General features: G+C 73.3%; 14 protein-coding genes. 8 read left to right on the plus strand and 6 right to left on the minus strand.

All coding sequences use genetic code 11. The features are described 5' to 3' along the window. Positions 1-5: 5 nt before the first annotated feature. Together OG444_RS36955 and OG444_RS36960 are read left to right on the plus strand one after the other, a co-directional pair. Positions 6-1712 carry a serine/threonine-protein kinase gene (locus OG444_RS36955; RefSeq protein WP_327266236.1) on the plus strand — a complete coding sequence of 569 codons (1707 nt, stop codon included), beginning with the start codon at positions 6-8 and terminating at the stop codon, positions 1710-1712. A gap of 81 nt (positions 1713-1793) precedes the next feature. After that, positions 1794-2699 carry a phytoene/squalene synthase family protein gene (locus OG444_RS36960; protein ID WP_327266237.1) on the plus strand — a complete coding sequence of 302 codons (906 nt, stop codon included), beginning with the start codon at positions 1794-1796 and terminating at the stop codon, positions 2697-2699. Positions 2700-2815: 116 nt separating this feature from the next. On the opposite strand, the gene OG444_RS36965 is transcribed toward OG444_RS36960, so the two are convergent. Further along, on the minus strand, positions 2816-3514 hold the full coding sequence (locus tag OG444_RS36965) for a transglycosylase SLT domain-containing protein (RefSeq protein WP_327266238.1): 699 nt from the start codon (positions 3512-3514) through the stop codon (positions 2816-2818). A gap of 394 nt (positions 3515-3908) precedes the next feature. Continuing rightward, positions 3909-4817: a dihydrodipicolinate synthase family protein gene (locus OG444_RS36970; RefSeq protein WP_327266239.1), complete on the minus strand. Its 909-nt coding sequence runs from the start codon at positions 4815-4817 to the stop codon at positions 3909-3911. 70 nt (positions 4818-4887) lie between these two features. Between OG444_RS36970 and OG444_RS36975 the strand changes: the two genes are divergently transcribed. From OG444_RS36975 to OG444_RS36990, 4 genes are all read left to right on the plus strand, one after another. After that, positions 4888-5847: a LysR family transcriptional regulator gene (locus tag OG444_RS36975; protein WP_327266240.1), complete on the plus strand. Its 960-nt coding sequence runs from the start codon at positions 4888-4890 to the stop codon at positions 5845-5847. Positions 5848-5920: 73 nt separating this feature from the next. Next, entirely contained in the window at positions 5921-7006 is a 1086-nt protein-coding gene (locus tag OG444_RS36980) for an S-(hydroxymethyl)mycothiol dehydrogenase (protein ID WP_327266241.1), read from the plus strand. Positions 7007-7134: 128 nt separating this feature from the next. Continuing rightward, positions 7135-8439, plus strand: a complete 1305-nt coding sequence (locus OG444_RS36985) for an alpha/beta fold hydrolase (RefSeq protein WP_327267045.1) — start codon at positions 7135-7137, stop codon at positions 8437-8439. 120 nt (positions 8440-8559) lie between these two features. Beyond that, positions 8560-10344: a DNRLRE domain-containing protein gene (locus OG444_RS36990; protein WP_327266242.1), complete on the plus strand. Its 1785-nt coding sequence runs from the start codon at positions 8560-8562 to the stop codon at positions 10342-10344. A gap of 33 nt (positions 10345-10377) precedes the next feature. Here the strand turns inward: OG444_RS36990 and OG444_RS36995 are convergent, their stop codons facing one another. Further along, complete coding sequence (locus OG444_RS36995; RefSeq protein WP_327266243.1) at positions 10378-11196, minus strand: MBL fold metallo-hydrolase; 819 nt, start codon at positions 11194-11196, stop codon at positions 10378-10380. An 18-nt stretch (positions 11197-11214) separates the two neighbouring features. Here OG444_RS36995 and OG444_RS37000 point away from each other — a divergent pair, with 18 nt between their 5' ends. Together OG444_RS37000 and OG444_RS37005 are read left to right on the plus strand one after the other, a co-directional pair. After that, positions 11215-11976, plus strand: coding sequence for a PIG-L deacetylase family protein (locus tag OG444_RS37000; RefSeq protein WP_327266244.1), 762 nt, complete (start codon positions 11215-11217; stop codon positions 11974-11976). A gap of 51 nt (positions 11977-12027) precedes the next feature. Further along, the gene (locus OG444_RS37005; protein WP_327266245.1) at positions 12028-12894 is read left to right on the plus strand and encodes an enoyl-CoA hydratase/isomerase family protein; all 867 of its coding nucleotides are present in this window, start codon (positions 12028-12030) and stop codon (positions 12892-12894) included. Here OG444_RS37005 and OG444_RS37010 read toward each other — a convergent pair. From OG444_RS37010 to OG444_RS37020, 3 genes are all read right to left on the minus strand, one after another. Continuing rightward, entirely contained in the window at positions 12881-13681 is an 801-nt protein-coding gene (locus tag OG444_RS37010) for a hypothetical protein (protein ID WP_327266246.1), read from the minus strand. The two genes, OG444_RS37005 and OG444_RS37010, sit on opposite strands and share 14 nt — an antisense overlap. A gap of 112 nt (positions 13682-13793) precedes the next feature. Continuing rightward, positions 13794-14690 (minus strand): SDR family oxidoreductase, encoded by an 897-nt coding sequence (locus OG444_RS37015; protein WP_327266247.1) that lies wholly within the window; start codon positions 14688-14690, stop codon positions 13794-13796. Positions 14691-14966: 276 nt separating this feature from the next. Further along, a complete protein-coding gene (locus OG444_RS37020) occupies positions 14967-16082 on the minus strand; it encodes a hypothetical protein (RefSeq protein WP_327266248.1) in 1116 nt (371 codons plus the stop codon). Positions 16083-16241 lie beyond the last annotated feature (159 nt).

The following is a 16241-nucleotide window of genomic DNA, read 5'->3' on the forward strand; positions in this document are numbered from 1 at the left end:
CGGCCATGGACACGAGTGAGGCCGGCAGACAGCTGATCGACGGCCGTTTCGAGCTGGTCGCACCCCTGGGAAGCGGCGGCATGGGTACGGTGTGGCGCGCCCGCGACATCGCCCTGCACCGCGAGGTCGCACTGAAGGAGGTGCGCCCGCCGGACCCGGCCACGGCCGCCGCGCAGCCCGGTCTCGCCGACCAGCTGCGCGAACGGGCCGTCCGCGAGGCCCGTGCCCTCGCCCGCCTCGCCCACCCCCACGTGGTGACCATCCACCACATCGTGGAACCGCCGGACGGCGCCGACGGCCACCCGTGGATCGTCATGGAGCTGGTCCAGGGCGGCTCCCTGCACGACCGGCTGGCGTCCGGGCCGATGCCGCCCGCCGACGTGCTGCGGCTCGGCCTCGACGTGCTCTCCGCGCTGCGCGCCGCTCACGACGAAGGCGTGCTCCACCGCGACGTGAAGCCGGCCAATGTGCTGCTGCGCCCCAACGGGTCGGCCGTGCTCACCGACTTCGGCATCGCGGCCCTGCACGGTTCGACCGGGCTCACCTCGACCGGGGTGCTGATCGGCTCGCCCGAGTACATCGCGCCCGAACGCGTCCGCGGCGAGGAGGGGCTGGCCGCCTCCGACCTGTGGTCGCTCGGCATGCTGCTCTACGTGGCCGCCGAGGGCGTGCACCCGCTGCGCCGGGCCACCAGCCTGGCCACGGTCGTCGCCGTGCTCGACGAGCCGATCCCGGCGCCCGTGCGCTCCGGGCCGCTGGCGCCCGTACTGGAACGCCTGCTCGTACGGGACCCGGCGGCGCGGCCCGACGGGGCGCAACTGGAACAACTGCTCCGGGACGCGAGCGCTGCTCTCGGTTCCGGCTACGGGGCGGGCGTCCCGCCGGTCGCGGCCGCACCCGTATCGGCCGCACCGGTCGCACCGGTCGCCGCGCCGGCGGTCCCGGGCCAGTTCGGCCCGTACGGCGGCCCCTACGGCTCACCCACCCCGCCGCCGTTCGGCCCGGGAGCTTCCCCCTACGCGGCCACCACCACGCCCGTCCCGCTCAGGCCCCCGGCCCCGCGCCGGCGCCCGGCCCTGATCGGGGCCGCGCTCACGGCGGTCCTGGCGGTCGCGGTCGTCGGGATCATCCAGTGGCTTCCCGACGGGAACTCGGGCGACGACGACGCGAAGGACGCCCGCGCCACCCGGCCCGCCGTCGCCACCCAGGCCGTACCCCCGGCCTCGACCCCCGCGCCGAAGGCGAGTGCCTCCAAGGCCGGCACGGCCCGGGGCAGCATGCTCACCCCGCAGAACATCCGTACCGCCCTCGAGGCGCTCAAGGTGAAGACGGGCACCACGACCTTCGTGGACCTCAAGGTCTACGACGGCTACGTCCTCGCCTCGATCCCCACCGCCGCCGGTGCCGAGACCGTCGACGCCTGGCAGTACCGCGACGGCGAGGCCAAGCGCACTGGCCCGGACGGCACGGTCGAGGAGGGCGAGCCCCTCATCGACATGGCGACCGTCAACTGGGACGCGCTGCCCGGCCTGCTGGAGCAGTCCAAGAAGGAACTGGGCGTCGAGAAGCCGACCTCGACCTACGTGATCGTCGAGCCCTGGATGATGGACCAGGTGCCCTGCATGCGTCCCTACCTCAGCGACGAGTACGGCCGCGGCGGCTATGTGCTCGCCGGCATCGACGGCAAGGTCAAGAAGGTCGTCTCCTCCTGACATCGTGTACCCGTACGCACGTGCACGCGCACGCATGCACGTGCGTCCGTACGGTCCGACACGTCAGGGAGCACGACCACCATGCCCAGTTGGCGCACCACCCTCACGGCGGCCGGGATATCCGGCCGCCCGCTGCGGGACGACTACACGCACGCCGCCCGCCGGGTACTGCGCCGCGAGCCCGCCCCCTACCTGGCGCTGCGGCTGCTCGCCGCGCCACCGCTGGTGCCCTTCCTCGCTGCCGGTCTCGCCTTCATGAACCTGGTCGACGACGTCGCCGAGACCGGAACCCCGCAGCAACGCGCAGCAGGTCTCGCGGCGTTGTCCGAGCGGGTCGACGCGGCACTGAAGTCCGGGGACAGTCCCGACCCCCTCCTGCGGGCCTACGCGCACGCGGTGGACTCCCGCGGTCTTCCGGCGCACTGGGTCACCCGCTTCCTCACGGGCGCCGCCACCGCGGAGGCCGGCTTCGACGGCTTCGCCGCGGAGGAGGACTTCCAGACCTACCTCGACGACTACGCGTGGCCCGGTGTGATCGTCTTCACCGGACTCCAGTACCGGGGCGGCCCCGACCCCGAACAGGCCGCGGGCTGGCGGCGGTTCGTCGACGCCGCCCAGCGCGTGGACTTTCTCGCCGACCTCTGCGGGGACCTCGCGGAGGGCCGGCTCTGCATCCCGCGCGCCCGCCTCGCGGAGCACTCGGTGACCCGCGCCGACCTGGAACGGGCCCGTGACACCCCGGCCGTACGGGAGCTCCTCGCCGCCGAGTGCCTGCGTGCCCGTACGGCACTGGAAGCCGCGGGCGGCATCCTCGACCTCGCCGAACCAGGGCTGCGGCGCGTGATCGCGACCATGACGGAGCTGATGGCGCACCAGCTGACCGCGGTGGAGCGCGCGGGGATCACCGCCCTGCGCCGGGACACCGGCTACGGCCCGGCGGCGCCCGTGCGGATCCTCGCCCGCGCCGCCCGCCGCCGCCCCGCCTGACCGGTTCGGCCGGTCAGGTCCTCGGTCCGGGTTTCCAGGTGTCGCAGTCCGGGTGGAGGAACGGCAGCCGCGGAGCCCGGGCCGGCACCGAGCGGGGGAACGACGGGAACGCCTTCCTAGTAGGGTCCGTTCACGTTGTCGATCGAACCGTAGCGCTTGGCCGCGTAGTTGCAGGCGGCGGTGATGTTGGCGACCGGGTCGTAGGAGTCCAGCGAGGTTCCGGGCACGTGGTAGGCGCGGAAGGTCGGGTCGATGACCTGGAGCAGACCCTTGGACGGGATCCCGTTCCGGGCGTTGATGTCCCAGTTGTTGATCGCCAGCGGATTGCCCGAGGACTCGCGCATCACATTGCGGTGAATTCCGTTGTAGGAGCCGGGAATTCCGTGCTTCGCCATCACGTCGAGGGACTCGCGGATCCACCCGTCGAGATTGTTCGCGTAGGCCGTGGCGGGCTTGGCCGCGGGCTTGAGGGCGGTCCGGGCGGCGGACCTGCTCGCACGCTCGGTCTCCGCCTGGACGCCGAGCTTCAGTTTGATGCCGGGCCGGATGATCGACGGATCATTACCGACGACGGTCCGGTTCGCCGCGTAGAGCTGCTTCCAGCCGCCGCTCAGGGAATGCTTTGCCGCGATCTCCGAAAGGGTGTCGCCCGCGACCACGGAATACGTCGTGGGGGCGGCGGCTGTCTCCACCGCCCCGGCGGTGGTGGCGCTGATCAGCGGGAGAGTGAGGGCCGCGCCACCGGTGCCGGCGAGCGCCAGCTTGCGGGTGATCCGGTAGTGCTTCGGCCGACGGTGCTTACCCTTTGCAGGCATGGCGGAATTCCTCACGTGGGGGGACGGGAGATCCCGGGCGGCGGCCGTATTCGGCAGCTGACCACCAGGAACGAGGTGACCGTAGGCGAGCCCGCCACGCGGGAACAAGACCCGAATTCCACCGATAGATCGACATCTCGCTATCGGTCGGGTAAATGACCTTGAAGGGGTATGAGGGCAATAGCCGATTCCCTTTCCGGGGAAAGGGAATCGGCTGTTCTGCGGAAATGATGTTGAGGTGTCCGGTGTGGCTCACATCACGGGTCGTGGGACGCGTGACCAATACGGGCAAGTAAGCCCTCGGGGTGCCTCATTGGGGCGACTTGCCCGTAGGAGGCGAATCACCCATTCAGGACTCTTTCCGGCGTATTGCCGGCCGGTGCGCGTCCCGGCGTCACGCCAGGGCGTCCAGGGCGGCCGTCACCGCCTTCACCGACCCCTCCGAGGCCGGCAGCAGGGGCAGCCGGACGTCCGGGGTCGGGATCCGCCCCTGAGCGTGCAGGACGCCCTTGAGCACCGTCGGATTCGGCTCGGCGAAGGCCGCCGCGGACATCCGGGCCAGGGCGTGCCCCAGAGGCCGCGCCCGCTCCGCGTCGCCCGCGCGCCAGGCCGCGGCGAGCTCCGCGAAGCGGCCGGTCGCCAGATGGGCCGAGGCCAGGATCCCGCCCGCGGCGCCGAGGGCCAGCAGCGGGGACAGGTAGACGTCGTCGCCGGCCAGCACCTCGAACCCGGCCGGCAGATCACCGAGCAGTGCCACCGTGTCCTCGCCGATGCCGCCGCCCGCGTACTTCATCCCGGCCACCCCCGGCAGCGATCCGAGCGCCCGCAGTGCGGCCGCGTCCAGCGGCTGCCCGGTGCGGTAAGGGATGTGATAAATGATCAACGGTACGGGGCTCACCGCGGCCAGCCGCGCGAAGTGCGCCAGCACCCCCGCGGTCGCCGGCCGCACGAACGGCGGCACCGTCACCAGCGCCGCCCGCACCTGCGGCCACCGGGGCAGCCCGGCCAGCGAGGCCTCGGCGGCCCGGGTCCCGCCCGAGCCCGCGCCGACGGTCAGCGGCGCGCCCCGCTCCCCGCAGACCCGGGCGCACACCTCGGTGACGAGGTCGCGCTCGGCCTCGTCGAGACCGGCCGCCTCCGCGGTGGTCCCGAGCGCGACGATCCCGGTGGCGCCCGCGTCGAGCATCTCGTGGGCGAGTGCCTCCAGCGCCTCGGCCGCGACCTCCCCGGTGCTGGTGAAGGGGGTGACGAGCGGTACGTGGATCCCGTGCAACGGGAGAACTTCTGCGATGTCCTGTGCCATGCGAAAAGCCTCACCCGCGCAAAGGATCAAATCCAGTTCGCGTTTCTTACCTGAACCGTAAGCTGAGCCGATGCTCGATGTACGACGCCTACGCCTCCTGCGTGAGCTCGCCCGCCGCGGAACCATCGCCGCCGTCGCCGAGGCCCTCGCCTTCAGTCCTTCCGCCGTCTCCCAGCAGCTCGGCGTCCTCGAACGGGAGGCCGGCCTGCCCCTGTTGGAGCGCACCGGCCGCCGGGTCCGGCTCACCCCGGCCGGCCAGAACCTGGTCCGGCACGCCGAGGCCGTCCTCGAGCGGCTGGAGCAGGCCGACGCCGACCTCGCCGAGGCACGCGGCGGCCTCGCCGGAGCCCTGCGGATCGGCGCCTTCCCCACCGCCACCCGGGCCATCGTCCCGGCCGCGCTGATCACCCTCGCCCGGCGCCACCCGGGCCTGGAGCCGATGGTCTCGGAGACCGACCCGGCCGCCGTGGCGCACGCCCTGCGGGCCGGGGACCTGGACGTGGCCCTGGTGCACGCGTACGACTTCGTACCGGCCGAGCCCGAGCCGGGACTGGCCACCGAACCGCTCTACGGCGAGATGATGTACCTGGCCGCTCCCGCCGACGGCGCACCGGGCGACCAGGGCGACCCCGGCCGCTCCGGCGCGCCCGGGGAACCCGACCAGGGGAGCGTCCTGCGTGCGCACGCCCGGGACCCCTGGATCACCGCCACCCCCGGCACCCTCTGCCACACGATGACCGTACGGGCCTGCCAGGCAGCCGGCTTCAGCCCGCGGGTCCGTCACCAGGTCGACGAGTTCACCACCGTGCTCGCCCTCGTCGCGGCGGGCCAGGGTGTGGCCGTCGTACCCCAGCTCGGGGTCACGGGCCCGGCCGATCCGGCCGTACGCCTCACCCGCCTGCTGATGCAGCGCCGGACCAACCTCGCCTTCCGCAGCGGATCCGGCACCCACCCGGCCGTCGCGGCCTTCGGCGCCGCGCTCCGGGCCGCAGTACCGCCGGATCTGGCCGGGTCGCGCGCCGAAACGTGACACAACTCCCGTACCGGGTGCCGTCCGTGTACGTTCGTTGATCCAGACCGATTCGATCAGAGCGGGGTACGACGTGACGCATCGCGTACGAGGGGTCATCGCCCGGAGCAAGGGCGCACCGGTGGAGACGACGACGATCCTCGTGCCCGACCCGGGACCCGGCGAGGCGCTCGTGCGGGTGCAGGCCTGCGGGGTCTGCCACACCGACCTGCACTACCGCGAGGGCGGCATCAACGACGAATTCCCCTTCCTGCTCGGCCACGAGGCCGCCGGAGTGGTCGAATCGGTCGGCCCGGACGTCACCTCCGTGGCGCCCGGCGACTTCGTCGTCCTCAACTGGCGTGCGGTGTGCGGCACCTGTCGCGCCTGCAGGCGCGGACGCCCCTGGTACTGCTTCGCCACGCACAACGCCACCCAGCCCATGACCCTGGAGGACGGCACCCCGCTCTCCCCGGCCCTGGGCATCGGTGCCTTCGCCGAGAAGACCCTGGTCGCGGCCGGCCAGTGCACCAAGGTGGACCCGGCGGCCGCCCCGGCCGCCGCCGGACTCCTCGGCTGCGGGGTGATGGCCGGCCTCGGCGCGGCCCTGAACACCGGCAACGTCGGGCGGGGCGACTCCGTCGCCGTCATCGGCTGCGGGGGAGTGGGCAACGCGGCCGTGGCCGGAGCGCGCCTCGCGGGCGCCTCGCGGATCATCGCGGTGGACCTGGACGACCGGAAGCTGGAGTGGGCCCGGGGCCTGGGCGCCACGCACACCGTCAACGGGCGCACGGACGACGTGGTCAAGGCCATCCAGGGCCTGACCGGCGGCAACGGCGCCGACGTGGTCATCGACGCCGTGGGCCGCCCCGAGACCTACCGCCAGGCCTTCTACGCACGCGACCTCGCCGGGACGGTGGTCCTGGTGGGCGTGCCGACCCCGGAGATGAAGCTCGAACTCCCGCTCATCGACGTCTTCGGCCGCGGCGGGTCCCTGAAGTCCTCCTGGTACGGGGACTGCCTGCCCGAGCGCGACTTCCCGCTGCTCATCGACCTCTACCTGCAGGGCCGCCTCGACCTGGACGCCTTCGTCTCCGAGACCATCGCGCTCGACGGCGTCGAGGACGCCTTCGCCCGGATGGAACGCGGCGAGGTCCTCCGCTCGGTCGTCGAGTTCTGACAGCCCGTCCGGCCCGTCCGGCCGGACCCGGCCCCACCTAGAATCGGGCCACCACCCCGCGCCCCCGCCGCCACCCGGCCGGGGCGCGGTCCTACTTCACCTCGTACCCCTGGGGGCCGTCCGTGACCATCGCACACAGCTACCGCCAGCCCGGCACGGTCCTCACCGACCACCGGTTCTCCGTCCCGCTGGACCACGAGAACCCGGACGGGGAGCGGATCGAGCTGTACGCCCGCGAGGTCGTGGCCGCCGGCAAGGACCCCGAGGCGCTGCCGTGGCTGCTCTACCTGGAGGGCGGTCCGGGCTTCGGCGCCCGCCGTTTCATCGGCCGCCAGGCCTGGCTGGAGCGGGCCCTCACGGAGTACCGGGTGCTGCTGCTCGACCAGCGCGGAACCGGTCGGTCCACCCCGGTGAACCGGCAGACCCTGCCCCTGCGCGGCACCCCCGACCGGCAGGCCGAGTACCTCGCCCACTTCCGTGCCGACTCCATCGTGCGCGACGCCGAGGCCATCCGCCCCGGCCTGACCGGGGGTGCGCCCTGGACCGTGCTCGGCCAGAGCTTCGGCGGCTTCTGCACGACCCGCTACCTCTCCACCGCGCCCGAGGGCCTCACAGCCGCCCTGATCACCGGCGGTCTGCCGTCCCTGACCGCCACCGCCGACGAGGTGTACGAGGCCGCGTACCCCCGCATCGAGCGCAAGAACCTGGCCCACTACGCCCGGTACCCCATGGACGTCGAGCGCGCCCGCCGGATCGCCGCCCACCTGGCGGACCGCCCGGCCGAACTGCCCGGCGGCCACCGCCTCACCGTCGAGGGCTTCCAGTCCCTCGGCATCCTGCTCGGCACCGGCGACGGCAGCCACCAGCTGCACCACCTCCTCGAGGACGCCTTCGTACCGACCCCGGCGGGCCCCGCCCTCTCCGACGCCTTCCTGGAGAGCGTCCGCGGGCTCCTCTCCTTTGCCGGGCACCCCCTGTACGCGCTGGTCCACGAGGCGATCTACGCCCAGGACCCCGCCACGCCCACCGCCTGGGCCGCCGAACGCGTGCGCGCGGGCCACCCCGGCTTCGACGCGGACAAGGCCCTCGCCGGCGACGGGCCGCTGCTCTTCACGGGCGAGACCATCCACCCCTGGCACTTCACCACCGACCCGTCCCTCGCCCCGCTGCGCGAGACCGCGGAGATCCTGGCCGCCCGCACCGGCTGGCAGCCGCTCTACGACCCGGCGCGCCTGGCCGCCAACGAGGTGCCGGTGGCCGCCGCCGTCTACCACGACGACATGTACGTGGACACCGCGCACTCTCTGGAGACGGCCCGCTCCGTCCGGGGCCTGCGGACCTGGGTGACGGACGAGTTCGAGCACGACGGCGTCCGCGCCGGCGGCCCCCGCGTCCTGGACCGGCTGCTGTCCCTCGCCCGCGACGAGGTGTGACTGCTGTCCGTGCAGGTCAGAGGTGTGGTCGGGGCCTCGAATAATCGTTCCCGCAGAAGTTGATCACATGGTTAGGGTGGGCCCTCTTACCCGAGAAACCGACCGATGTGTGGAGCGTGCATGCTCAGAACGATGTCGAGCGCCGTCTCGCTGGCCCTGGCCGGCGCCCTGGCCGTGACCGGTGCGGCGGTGGGAACGGCAACGGCCGCCGCCGCACCGGCCGTCAGCGCCGCGGGGGCGGGGGAGACCCCCGTCGGCGCACAGGCCTGGACGCGCGTGTCCAAGAAGTACCCGAACCGCTCCTCCTGGAACACCGCCGACGACCTGCGCGTCGGCAACGAGGGCGCCGCGGAGGGGCTGTCGCGCGCGTACCTACGGCTGGACACCACCGCCCTGGCGGGCGCCACGGTCTCCCGGGCCACCTTCCGGATCACCAACACGGGAGCCGCGTCCTGCACGGGCCGTCCGGTGGAGCTGTGGAGCGTCGGCGCCGTCTCGGCGAAGACGACGTGGAAGAACCAGCCGGCCAAGGGGGTCCGGCTGGCGACGGTGACGGACGCCAGGGGGCGGGAGGGCTGCGCGGCGGGCGACCTCGAGTTCGACGCCACCGCGGTGGTGAAGGAGGCGGCGGCCGCCTCCCGGACCTCCGTCACCGTGGGCCTGTTCGCCGCGGACGAGTCCGACACCTCGGCCTGGAAGCGCTTCGCCCCGGCGACGGCGAAGCTGGAGACCACCATCGGCAGCCCCGTGCCGCCGGTGATCAGCTCCCCCGAGTTCCCCGACGCCTCGAACGGAGCCCCCGCCAACACCGGGAAGGCCCGTACGCCGGGCACGTTCACGTTCGGCACCGGCGGCGCCGCGAATCTGGACAGGATCGTGTACTGGTCGGACTTCGACGGGCGGGAGCGCACCGTGGCACCGGGCGCCAACGCCGTGATCACGCCCACCGCCTCCGGTCCCCACATGATCTACGCGTACAGCGTGGACAAGGCCGGGCGGCGTTCCGACCAGGCCGTGTACCGCATCTGGGTCCTCGCCAGTGAGGGCCCGGACGCCCCGGGCGACCTGAACGGCGACGGCCTGCGCGACCTGTGGACCCTCGACCCGGACGCGAAGCTCCGCTTCTCGGCAGGGCGGGCCGACGGCACCTTCGCCGCGCCCGTCGCCGGCGGGGCGTCCTTCGCCCCGGGAGCCCGGATCGCCGCCACCGGGGACTGGAACGACGACGGCTACAACGACCTGCTGGTACTCGAGCGCCCCACCGGACTCGGCAGGAACCTGCTCCGGATCCACAGAGGCGACGGCCTCGGCGGCATCCGGCCGGGCAGCGGCACCGTCCTGACCGTTTCCTGCCCGGTCGCCGATCCGGACAGCGGCTGCGCCGGCGAGGACCCGGCCTGGACCGGCGACGACCACTGGTTCAACGCCGAAGCCGTCGTGCACGCGGGAGACCTCAACGCGGACGGCCAGCCCGACCTGCTGGTGAAGCAGGGTGCGAAGCTCTGGGCGTACACCGCCAGCCTCTTCGCGAGCCTGGACGCATTCGGCGGCCCGGTGCTCGTCGGCGACGGCGGCTGGGACGCCGTCTCGGTCCTCGCCCCGGGTGACACCGACGGTGACGGCGCCGGCGACCTGTGGGTGCGCGACGACGCCTCCGGCGACCTGTTCGCCGTGAAGGGCGCCAAGGACGCCTCCGGGCAGCTCGACCCCAGGAGCTGGGGCACGGCGCAGCGCGTGAGGATCGGCTCGGGCTTCGGCCGGACGGCCTACCCGACGCTCGCCTCGGCGGCCGACTTCGACCGTGACGGACGGGCCGACCTGTCGGCCGTCGGCGCGGACGGCAAGGCCGTCTGGTTCCGCGCGACCGCCACCGGGATCGAATCGACCCCCCGTCCGATCGGCTGATCCCGCGTCAACCGGCCGGGCCGGCGTCCCCGTTCAGGGGCGCCGGCCCGGCGTCGCTTCCGCGGGCGGCTCCACGAACGCGCGGGTCAGGTGCGCGGTCGCCAGCAGGGCGCCGCGCTCCCTCGCCCGCGCCAGCAGCCCCTCGCGCGAGGCCCGGGCGGTCTCCCGGTCGCGCTCGTGGGAGTACGGCACCGCCGGGTCGCCCAGCTGCACCGCGTGCACCAGTACGTCCCCGGTGACCACCACATCGCGGGCCCCGGCGCCCTGGTCCACCAGTACCGACTGGTGTCCCGGGGTGTGCCCGGGCGTCGGGAGCAGGGTGATGCCGGGAGCCAGCCGGTGAGTGCCGTCCACCTCGTGCAGCTGCCCGCTCGCGCGCAGCGGCGCCACCGTCCAGTCCCACACCGGGTCCGCCCGGTCCAGCGCGGACACCTCCGCGCGCTGTACGACGTACCGGGCGGCCGGGAAGAACGGCTCCCCGTCGTCCCCCGACGACCAGCCCGCGTGGTCCTCGTGAAGGTGTGTCAGCACCACCGCCTCCACATCGGCCGGTGCGATACCGGCCGCCGCGAGCGCGTCCGGCAGCCGGCCCGGCACCGGGGCCCAGGCGGCGGCCGGGGACCGGGACGGCCCGACCCCCGCGTCCACCAGCACCCAGCGACCGCCGGGCCGGGCGATCGCGAAACACCGGAAGTCCAGCACCCATGCCCCGTCCGGCCCCCTCGCGCCCGGATCCAGCTGCGCCGCCCGTGCCCAGGCGGCCGCGTCCGCGCCCGGGAAGGCGGTGCGGGCCGGCTCGAAGAAGATCCCCGTGGCGTCGAGCAGCGCCACCACCTGCCCGTGTCGATCCATTCGCCTATTGTGCGAGACATGACCGAACAACCTGATCAGCAGCCCACCTTGCAGCACATGCCCACCGACTGGACGCGCGCGCTCGCGGTGGTCGCCCACCCCGACGACCTGGAGTACGGCTGCGCCGCGGCCATCGCGGACTGGACGGACGGGGGCCGGGAGGTGGTCTACCTTCTCGCCACGCGCGGTGAGGCGGGCATCGACAACCTCGCCCCCGCCGAATGCGGTCCCCTGCGCGAGGCTGAGCAGCGGGCGAGCGCCGCGGTCGTCGGCGTGTCCGAGGTGGAATTCCTGGACTACCGCGACGGCATCGTCGAGTACGGCCTCGACCTGCGCCGTGACATCGCCGCGGCCATCAGGCGGCACCGGCCCGAGCTGATCCTCACGCTCAACCACCGTGACACCTGGGGCGGCGCGCAGGGCGGCGGCTACTGGAACACCCCCGACCACAAGGCCGTCGGGCGGGCGACGCTGGACGCCGCCGGGGACGCCGGGAACAGGTGGATCTTCCCCGAGCTCATCGAGCAGGGTCTCGAGCCGTGGAACGGTGTGCGCTGGGTCGCGGTGGCCGGATCGAACACGCCCACGCACGCGAGCGACGCCGGCCCGGGGCTGGAGCGTTCGATCAAGTCCCTGATGGAGCACAAGGCGTACATCGAGGTGCTCACCGACCAGGACCCGGAGGAGTACGTCCGCACCTTCCTCACCGGGAACGTCCAGCAGGCGGCGGCCCGGTTCGGCGGGCGCCCGGCCGTGCCGTTCGAGGTCTTCCCCCGCTGACCGCCCGCCCCTAGTCTGACGATCCGTCAGGCATGTGCCTGGTGAGTGGATGTGCCAGCCATCGGGCCGGGGGTGCGGGACACGGTGATCGACACCATCTCCACGGAGATCGCGGAGGGTGAGGAGCGGATACGGCTGGAGGTCGCGGACGGCCTCGCGGTCCTCACCCTGTGCCGCCCGGACAAGCTCAACGGCTGGAGCTGGGAGTCCACCCGCCAGCTCGGCCTGCTGGCGGACCTGATCCGCTTCGACGAGTCCGTCCGGGCGGTGCTGCTGCGGGCCGAGGGCCGGGCCTTCTGCGCGGGCATCGACGTGACCGCCCCCGGCGGCGCCATCACGGGTGGATCCCCGGCCGAGCGCACCCGCAACTACTACGAGTGCATCCGCTGGGTGCACGAGCGGTTCGCGGTCCTCGCCCGGCTCCCGCAGCCGGTCGTCGCCGCCGTCCAGGGCCACTGCCTCGGCTTCGGCTTCGAGCTGGCCCTGATGGCCGACGTCCGGGTGGCGGCCGAGGACGCCGTCTTCGCCCTGCCGGAAGCCCGGCTGGGCGTGGCGGTCGACGCGGGCGGAGACCTGCGCATCGCCCGCGAAGCGGGAGCGGGCTGGGCCAAGTACCTGGCCCTGACCGGCCGCCGCATCGACGCCGCGACGGCGCAGCGGCTCAATCTGGTCCAACTGGTCGTCCCCGGAGAGGAGCTGGAGGAGGCCTCCCGCGCACTGGCGCAGGAGATCGCCGCGAACGCGCCGCTCGCGGTCCAGGGCATCAAGCGCGCGGTCGACGCCTACGCCGACGCCGCCCTCCCCGCGGCCCTCGACCGGGTGGCGATGACCGCGGCCCTCACCCTCACCTCGGAGGACTGCCGGGAGGGATACACGGCCATGGCCGCCCGCCGGCCGCCGCGCTTCAGCGGAGGCTGAGCACCGGCCTGGTCGAGAACTCCTCGTACATGCCCTCGCCGTCCGGTCCGTACGTGAACTCGGCCGCGTACGGATTGCGGTTGGCGGTGGCCAGCGGCAGCCAGGCGAGCAGGTCGCCGTACCCACCGCAGGCGGCCTCGCCGCCGTCGCCGCCGTGCACGGCGGCCGGGTCGGCGCTCAGCTCCGTCCCGTAGCAGTCGTGGGCGATGTGCAGCCCGAAGGCGTTCGGCTCGTGCCGCACACCGCCGGCCCCGTACGGCGGCTCGTCCAGGGGGCACTCGTTCCCCCACCGGAAGAGGGTGCCGGCCCCGGCCCCGCACGCATGCTCCCACTCGTCGGCGCCGGGCATCCGCAGCCCGCGCGCCGCGAGGGCGGCGGGCATGTCCGCAGCCCTCGCGGTCAGGGCCTCGTCCTCCACGGCCATGAGCACGGTGGCCAGCGTCGCGGTGCGCGGCGGGCTGAGCACATCGGCGAGATAGGACCTGAGGTCGGGCCGCCCGTACCCGTACCCCTCCTCCGCGCTCTCCGCGTAGTCGGCGCTCTGCGCGGGCGTCGGCTCCCAGGCGTCCAGGTCGAACCCGAGGCGCACCGTCCCGCCCGGTACGAGGGCGAACTCCTGCCCCTCGCGCTCGATGCGGACGCGGTGCAGCGGCCCGCCGAGGTGCTCGACGGCGTCGAACAGCACCACCCGGCCGCCCGCCTGCGCGGCGGCCTCGTGTGCGATGCGTCCGGCGGCGGCGGGGTCCAGCGAACGCCAGCGGTCCAGGGTCAGATCGGCGAGAGACATGAGGCGATCCTCGCACCGGTCACTGACAACCGGAGCCGGGGGGCCAGGGGGTGTCTCGCCGATCACGCCGGGCTCGGGGGGCTCTGGTGCGGCCTGATCGGCAGGACACCCCTTAGAGCGTGAACGGGCCGCGCCCCAGCTGGGTTCGGACCGGGACCACCTCGGGGTTGACCACCGACCGTCGCTGCCAGTTCGCCCCGTCGACCACCAGGGTGTGCCCGGTGATGAACCGGGCGTAGGGCGAGGCCAGGAAGGTGGCGGCCCAGCCCAGTTCGCGCGGCGCACCGACCCGCAGGGCGGGCTGCCGGGCGTCCTTCGCGTCGGGCGCGGCGCGGTCCAGGCCGCCCTGGATGTCCTCGGTCATGTCGGCGTGCGGGAACAGCCCGGGGACGAGCCCGTTGATCTGGATGCCGTACGGGCCCCACTCGACCGCCAGCGTCTCCACCAGGTTCTTCACCCCGGCCTTGGCCGCGGCGCTGTGGGCGAAGCCCGGCCCGCCCGTCCAGGCGTACGAGGCGCCGATGTTCACGATCGACCCGGGCGTGCCGGCGGCGAGGTGGCGGCGGCCGAACTCGCGGGTCATGAACCAGGTGCCCGTCAGGGTGATGTCGACCACCGCCCGCCAGGCGTTCGGGGAGAGGTCCTCCGCGGGGGAGGGGAAGTTGGCGGCCGCGTTGTTGACCAGAACGTCCGGCAGGCCGGAGGCCGCCTGCGCGGCGTCGAAGACCTCGGCGACCCGCTCGGGATCCCTGATGTCGCAGACGGCGGCCGTCACCCGGCCCGCACCGGGTACGGCCGCCAGCTCGTCCCGCGCCGCCTTGAGCTGTTCGGCGCGCCGGCTCGCGATGACCAGATCGGCGCCGAGCCGAGCGAACTCGGCGGCCACGGCCCTGCCCAGCCCGGTGCCGCCGCCGGTCACGAGGACCACCTGCCCCGCGTAGGTCCCGCGGGGCAGGGCGGCGGCGCCGAGCGGCGGCGGCGTGGGCAGGCCGGGCAGAGGGGTCTCCATGCGCCCATCGATAGCGTGCGGGCGCTCGGAACACCATCCCCGGGCGGCCCCGAGTGCCGCCTGGGTCCTGTCGTCAAAGTAGCGCGGGCCAGGCGGGACTTTGACGACAGGACCCAGGTCGTCTCTTTTGGATCTTGTCGGTCGGCCCGTGTCGTCCGGTGCCGTGCATCGCAAGGCGGAGGAGCGCCGTTGTACTGGACGTACTGCGGTGCTCCGACAACGCGGCGAGGTGCGGTGCCGGGCGACGCGGGCCCGGCAAGATCCGAAAGAGACGACCTAGCTGCCGGAGTTGTACGCCTGCTTGGTCGCGCAGGTCCAGATCACCGGCTTGAGCTTGCCCTTCGCGTTCACGGCCGATCCGCCGACCCGGTCGTCGTCCGAGGCCGCGTCGGCCATGCTCGCCCCGCCCCCGGCCAGCCGCGGCAGGGCCTTGACCGGACCGGAACCGGAGCGCAGCAGGGCCTGGTCCGGCAGGGTCATGAGTTCCGGGTGGAACTTGGCCGTTCCGACGCTGAGGTTCGTCGTCGCGCTGATCGCCTCGAAGGTGGCGTACGGGTGCGAGCTCAGCCCGCCCGGGGCGGTGGCGGGACCGGTGAGCGGGGGCTCCCAGACGAGCGGGGCGTACTCGTGCCACGGTCCGGCCCAGTCGTAGCCGACGATCCGGCGGCTCTCGTCGATGTCCTGGACGTAGCTTTCGTTCGCCGTGGGAGCCAGCAGCCGGGCGGCGGAGCCGTCCCCGGGCCACAGCACCGGGTGGGTGCCCTCCAGGTGCTGCCCGGTCTCGGGTACCTCGTAGTCCTGGGTGGCCATGCCGAGGATGTCGCCCTGGTTGTTGATGCCGGTGACCATCGTGATGCGGGTCCCCGGGCCGGCGTCGGCCGGGACGGGCAGTTCGCGGACCTTCTGGCCGTCCTTCCAGACGGTGCCGACGGCGCTGTCGGAGCGGGAGACCACGTACCCGGCGTCGTTCACGTCGGCCTCGAGGTCGGAGCCGTAGCTGTCCGGCAGCAGGGTGATCGCCGCGGCGCCCGCCTGGTATGTGAACAGCGAGGTGCCCGTGAAGTCGTGCAGGACGCCCACCATCAGGCCGTGCGCGTTGACGGCGAGCACCTGGCCGGTCTGGTTCTGGTCGGTCAGCGGGACCCGGTGCAGCGTGGTGCCGGTCCAGTAGACGGGCTTGCGGCCCGAGACGCCGACGGCGAGATTTCCCGCACCGAGGTCGAAGACGCCCTGGCTGCGCGGGGTGTCGCGCATGTACGACTCGTCGCCGATGGTGCCGAGCACCTGGATCTTCGGCGTGCACTTCGTTTCGGCCGCCACGGCCGGGCCGGCCGCGGTGATCAGGCCGGCCACGACGATGGCGGCGGCGGCCGCGGACATGCTTCTTCTCATGTGGTTGTCCCCCCTGGACAGGTGCTGTTCCCCGTTGAGTCATGACACGTGCACGCCACATGTTGCCTGATCTTGAGCCGAATGTGGCCTGAATGGCGCGTGCTGATGCGGACTCGAAGGTTCTCCACCTCGGCCGGCGGTTCACAGGAAGGCAAGCGA

It is taken from the genome of Streptomyces sp. NBC_01232 (genome assembly GCF_035989885.1).
Lineage (GTDB): Bacteria > Actinomycetota > Actinomycetes > Streptomycetales > Streptomycetaceae > Streptomyces.

Coding starts and splice junctions, on each gene's coding strand:
- OG444_RS36955 (WP_327266236.1), top strand. CDS start 6: ATGGACACGAGTGAGGCCGGCAGACAGCTGATCGACGGCCGTTTCGAG.
- OG444_RS36960 (WP_327266237.1), top strand. CDS start 1,794: ATGCCCAGTTGGCGCACCACCCTCACGGCGGCCGGGATATCCGGCCGC.
- OG444_RS36965 (WP_327266238.1), bottom strand. CDS start 3,514: ATGCCTGCAAAGGGTAAGCACCGTCGGCCGAAGCACTACCGGATCACC.
- OG444_RS36970 (WP_327266239.1), bottom strand. CDS start 4,817: ATGGCACAGGACATCGCAGAAGTTCTCCCGTTGCACGGGATCCACGTA.
- OG444_RS36975 (WP_327266240.1), top strand. CDS start 4,888: ATGCTCGATGTACGACGCCTACGCCTCCTGCGTGAGCTCGCCCGCCGC.
- OG444_RS36990 (WP_327266242.1), top strand. CDS start 8,560: ATGCTCAGAACGATGTCGAGCGCCGTCTCGCTGGCCCTGGCCGGCGCC.
- OG444_RS36995 (WP_327266243.1), bottom strand. CDS start 11,196: ATGGATCGACACGGGCAGGTGGTGGCGCTGCTCGACGCCACGGGGATC.
- OG444_RS37000 (WP_327266244.1), top strand. CDS start 11,215: ATGACCGAACAACCTGATCAGCAGCCCACCTTGCAGCACATGCCCACC.
- OG444_RS37010 (WP_327266246.1), bottom strand. CDS start 13,681: ATGTCTCTCGCCGATCTGACCCTGGACCGCTGGCGTTCGCTGGACCCC.
- OG444_RS37015 (WP_327266247.1), bottom strand. CDS start 14,690: ATGGAGACCCCTCTGCCCGGCCTGCCCACGCCGCCGCCGCTCGGCGCC.
- OG444_RS37020 (WP_327266248.1), bottom strand. CDS start 16,082: ATGAGAAGAAGCATGTCCGCGGCCGCCGCCGCCATCGTCGTGGCCGGC.